The sequence below is a fragment of the Halomonas sp. genome, from assembly GCF_041689495.1.
Lineage (GTDB): Bacteria > Pseudomonadota > Gammaproteobacteria > Pseudomonadales > Halomonadaceae > Halomonas.
On sequence record NZ_JBDNGD010000300.1, the window covers coordinates 1 to 3,780 of the forward strand.

Genomic DNA, 3,780 nt, shown 5'->3' on the forward strand with positions numbered 1-3,780 from the left:
CAGATAGGGACCGAACTGTCTCACGACGTTCTGAACCCAGCTCGCGTACCGCTTTAATTGGCGAACAGCCAAACCCTTGGGACCTTCTCCAGCCCCAGGATGCGATGAGCCGACATCGAGGTGCCAAACCTCCCCGTCGATGTGAACTCTTGGGGGAGATAAGCCTGTTATCCCCGGAGTACCTTTTATCCTTTGAGCGACGGCCCTTCCATGCAGTGCCGCCGGATCACTAAACCCTGCTTTCGCAGCTGCTCGACCTGTATGTCTCGCAGTCAAGCACCCTTATGCTTTTACACTCTACGCACGATTGCCGACCGTGCTGAGGGTACCTTTGGGAGCCTCCGTTACATTTTAGGAGGCGACCGCCCCAGTCAAACTACCCACCATACACTGTGCCCCGAATACTCGGGGTTAGAATTCACCTGCCGCAAGGGTGGTATTTCAGGGGTGGCTCCACAAATGCTGGCGCATCCGCTTCAAAGCCTCCCACCTATCCTGCACATGCGGCCGGTAAAGCCAATGTAAAGTTGTAGTAAAGGTTCACGGGGTCTTTCCGTCCCGCTGCGGGTAATCGGCGTCTTCACCGATACCTCAATTTCACCGAGCTCGTGGCCGAGACAGCGTCCAATTCGTTGCACCATTCGTGCAGGTCGGAACTTACCCGACAAGGAATTTCGCTACCTTAGGACCGTTATAGTTACGGCCGCCGTTTACCGGGGCTTCAGTCGAGGGCTTCATACCGCAAAGCGGTATTAACCCCCTTCCTTGACCTTCCGGCACCGGGCAGGTGTCAGTCCCTATACATCGGCTTGCGCCTTAGCAGAGACATGTGTTTTTGTTAAACAGTCGATTGGACCTGGTTACTGTGCCCCACCGCACCCCGAAGGGCGGGCAGGGGATCCTTCTCCCGAAGTTACGGATCTAGTTTGCCGAGTTCCTTAGCCACGATTCGCTCGAGCACCTTAGCATTCTCTGCTCATCTACCTGTGTCGGTTTAGGGTACGAGCACCCTTGGCAAGTTACGACGCGTTTCTCGGCAGCATGATTACCTGCACTATCGGTTTGCCCGCAGGCTCCCCGTACTGTCGGCGTTCAGCCTTAATGGGAGGTGGATTTGCCAGCCTCCCGGCCTACAACCTTTAACGCCCCATTCCGTCGGGACGCGGCAGTGTCACTTCTGCGTGACGCCTTAACTTAACGCTGTTGGGTGGTACCGGAATATTTAACCGGTTTACCATCGGCTTCGCCTAACGGCTACACCTTAGGTCTCGACTAACCCTGATCCGATTAACGTTGATCAGGAACCCTTAGATTTTCGGTGGAGGAGTTTCGCACTCCTCTTATCGTTACTCATACCTACAGTTTCGCTTCCAGCCGCTTCACGGTCCCTCACAGGCCCGCTTCGGTGCAACTGGAATGCTCCCCTACCACTCTATCCGCCAGATGGCGGATAGAATCCGCAGCTTCGGCACTACACTTAATGCCCGCAAATTTTCGACGCCGGGCCGCTCGACTAGTGAGCTATTACGCACTCTTTCAAGGAATGGCTGCTTCTAAGCCAACCTCCTAGTTGTCTGGGCAACCCAACTTTCTTTGTGCAACTTAGTGTAGATTTAGGGGCCTTAGCTGGCGATCTGGGATCTTTCCCTCTCGCGACAGGACGTTATCACCCTGCCACTGACTACCACCCAACACGGACCGGCATTCGGAGTTTGTCTAGGGTTGGTAGGCGGTGAAGCCCCCTAGCCTAATCAGTGCTCTACCTCCGGCACGCTGTTCGGGTGATGCTATACCTAAATATATTTCGGGGAGAACGAGCTATTTCCACGTTTGATTGGCCTTTCACCCCTATCCACAACTCATCCGATGGCTTTTCAACGCCAGGCGGTTCGGACCTCCACGCCGTCTTACCGGCGCTTCATCCTGGTCATGGATAGATCACGTGGTTTCGCGTCTGCCCCGGCCTACTGGGCGCCCATTTCGGACTCGCTTTCGCTCCGGCTGTCTCCGCTGAGCGGATTAACCTCGCAGGCCAGGTGCAACTCGTAGGTTCATTATACAAAAGGCACGCCGTCACCTCAGCGCATGACTCAGCCCACTTACCTGCTCGACGATGGCAGCAGTTTTATTTCACTGCCTTCTTTAAGACTTTTCGCTTGCTCTCCCGAATAACTCGGGAGACGGCTCGCGTAAAGCTCGTCGATTCAGAGTGGCCTCAGTCACGCACTGGGGCTCCGACCGCTTGTAAGCGTATGGTTTCAGGTACTATTTCACTCGCCTTCTCGGCGTTCTTTTCACCTTTCCCTCACGGTACTTGTTCACTATCGGTCATATGCAATATTTAGCCTTGCCGGATGGTGCCGGCAGCTTCAGACAGGATTTCTCCGGTCCCGTCCTACTCAGGGGATCCCACCACACACCAAACCGTACGTCTACAGGCCTTTCACCTTCTGTGGGGCGGCTTTCCAGTCCGCTTCGTCTTAAGTTTGGGGTGCTGATGTGGGCCCTACAACCCCTAAAGCCCGTAGGCTTCAGGTTTGGGCTGGCCCCCGTTCGCTCGCCGCTACTTGGGGAATCACTGAATTGTTTTCTGTTCCTCCTCCTACTTAGATGTTTCAGTTCAGAGGGTTGGCTTTCCTCGAAAGGAATATCCGCCAGTTGGCGGATGGGTTGCCCCATTCGGATACCTGCGGATCTGGGCTGGTGTGCAGCTCCCCGCAGCTTTTCGCAGCTTTACACGTCCTTCATCGCTCGCATATGCCAAGGCATTCACCATACGCCCTTGAGTGTTTACGCTATATGGTTTGCACCACAAGCTTCAACTCGATGACGCTCGATCTTAACTCTTGCGTTGCCCCGCAAGCGGGGCAACAACATATTGTTGAATCTAAATGTTGAATCTATATTATCAGCTTCACTACGTCAAAGAACACTGTTGGATCTATGATTGATGATTTGTGATTCATGATTTACCATCAATCGCCAATCATACATCCAGTACCAGTAAAAAATCTTAAAAGAACAATAAGAACTTTTGATTGATGATTCGCACGTTCATTAGAACATCAACAATCACCAATCAAAAATCCCATGTGGAGCTAGTCGGAGTCGAACCGACGACCCCCTGCTTGCAAAGCAGGTGCTCTAGCCAACTGAGCTATAGCCCCTTTTTTTCTAAGGCCTTACCCCTGCTTGCAATCCGCCGGCTGGCGGACTAGCCAGCTGAGCTATAGCCCCTTGGTAGTGGGCTTGGCAGGAGTTGAACCTGCGACCTCACGCTTATCAGGCGTGCGCTCTAACCAGCCTGAGCTACAAGCCCGTTTCAGCGGGCAGTAGCAGCGGGCAGGTGGCAGGTTACTGCCTACTGCAGCTGCAATACTGCCTCCTGCTTTATCGGGAATATTTAGACGATCACAGCCGCGCCGACTCTGTGAGCCGGGAACGTTCTGTAAAAAGGAGGTGATCCAGCCGCACCTTCCGGTACGGCTACCTTGTTACGACTTAGCGCCAGTCACAGGGCTTACCCTAAAGACTTGCTTTCCGCCAGTTGGCGGATTGGCTCAGTCTCATCAGGTACTCCCGGCTTCCATCGCTTGACGGGCGGTGTGTACAAGGCCCGGGAACGTATTCACCGCGCCATTGCTGATACGCGATTACTAGCGATTCCACCTTCATGGAGTCGAGTTGCAGACTCCAATCCGAACTGGGAATGGTTTTGGGGATTGGCTGCCGCTCGCGCGGTCGCTTCCCATTGGACCATCCATTGTAGCACGTGTGCAG

At 54.0% G+C, this 3,780-nt stretch carries 2 tRNA genes and 2 rRNA genes; all 4 read right to left on the reverse strand.

Features of this window, described 5'->3' with window-relative positions:
• Window positions 1-2,796: ribosomal RNA gene (locus ACESMD_RS10045) — 23S ribosomal RNA — on the reverse strand; the annotation flags it as partial.
• Between the two features lie 297 nt (window positions 2,797-3,093).
• Window positions 3,094-3,167 (reverse strand) — tRNA-Ala (locus tag ACESMD_RS10050).
• A gap of 77 nt (window positions 3,168-3,244) precedes the next feature.
• Window positions 3,245-3,319 (reverse strand) — tRNA-Ile (locus ACESMD_RS10055).
• Between the two features lie 133 nt (window positions 3,320-3,452).
• A 16S ribosomal RNA gene (locus tag ACESMD_RS10060) occupies window positions 3,453-3,780 on the reverse strand; the annotation flags it as partial.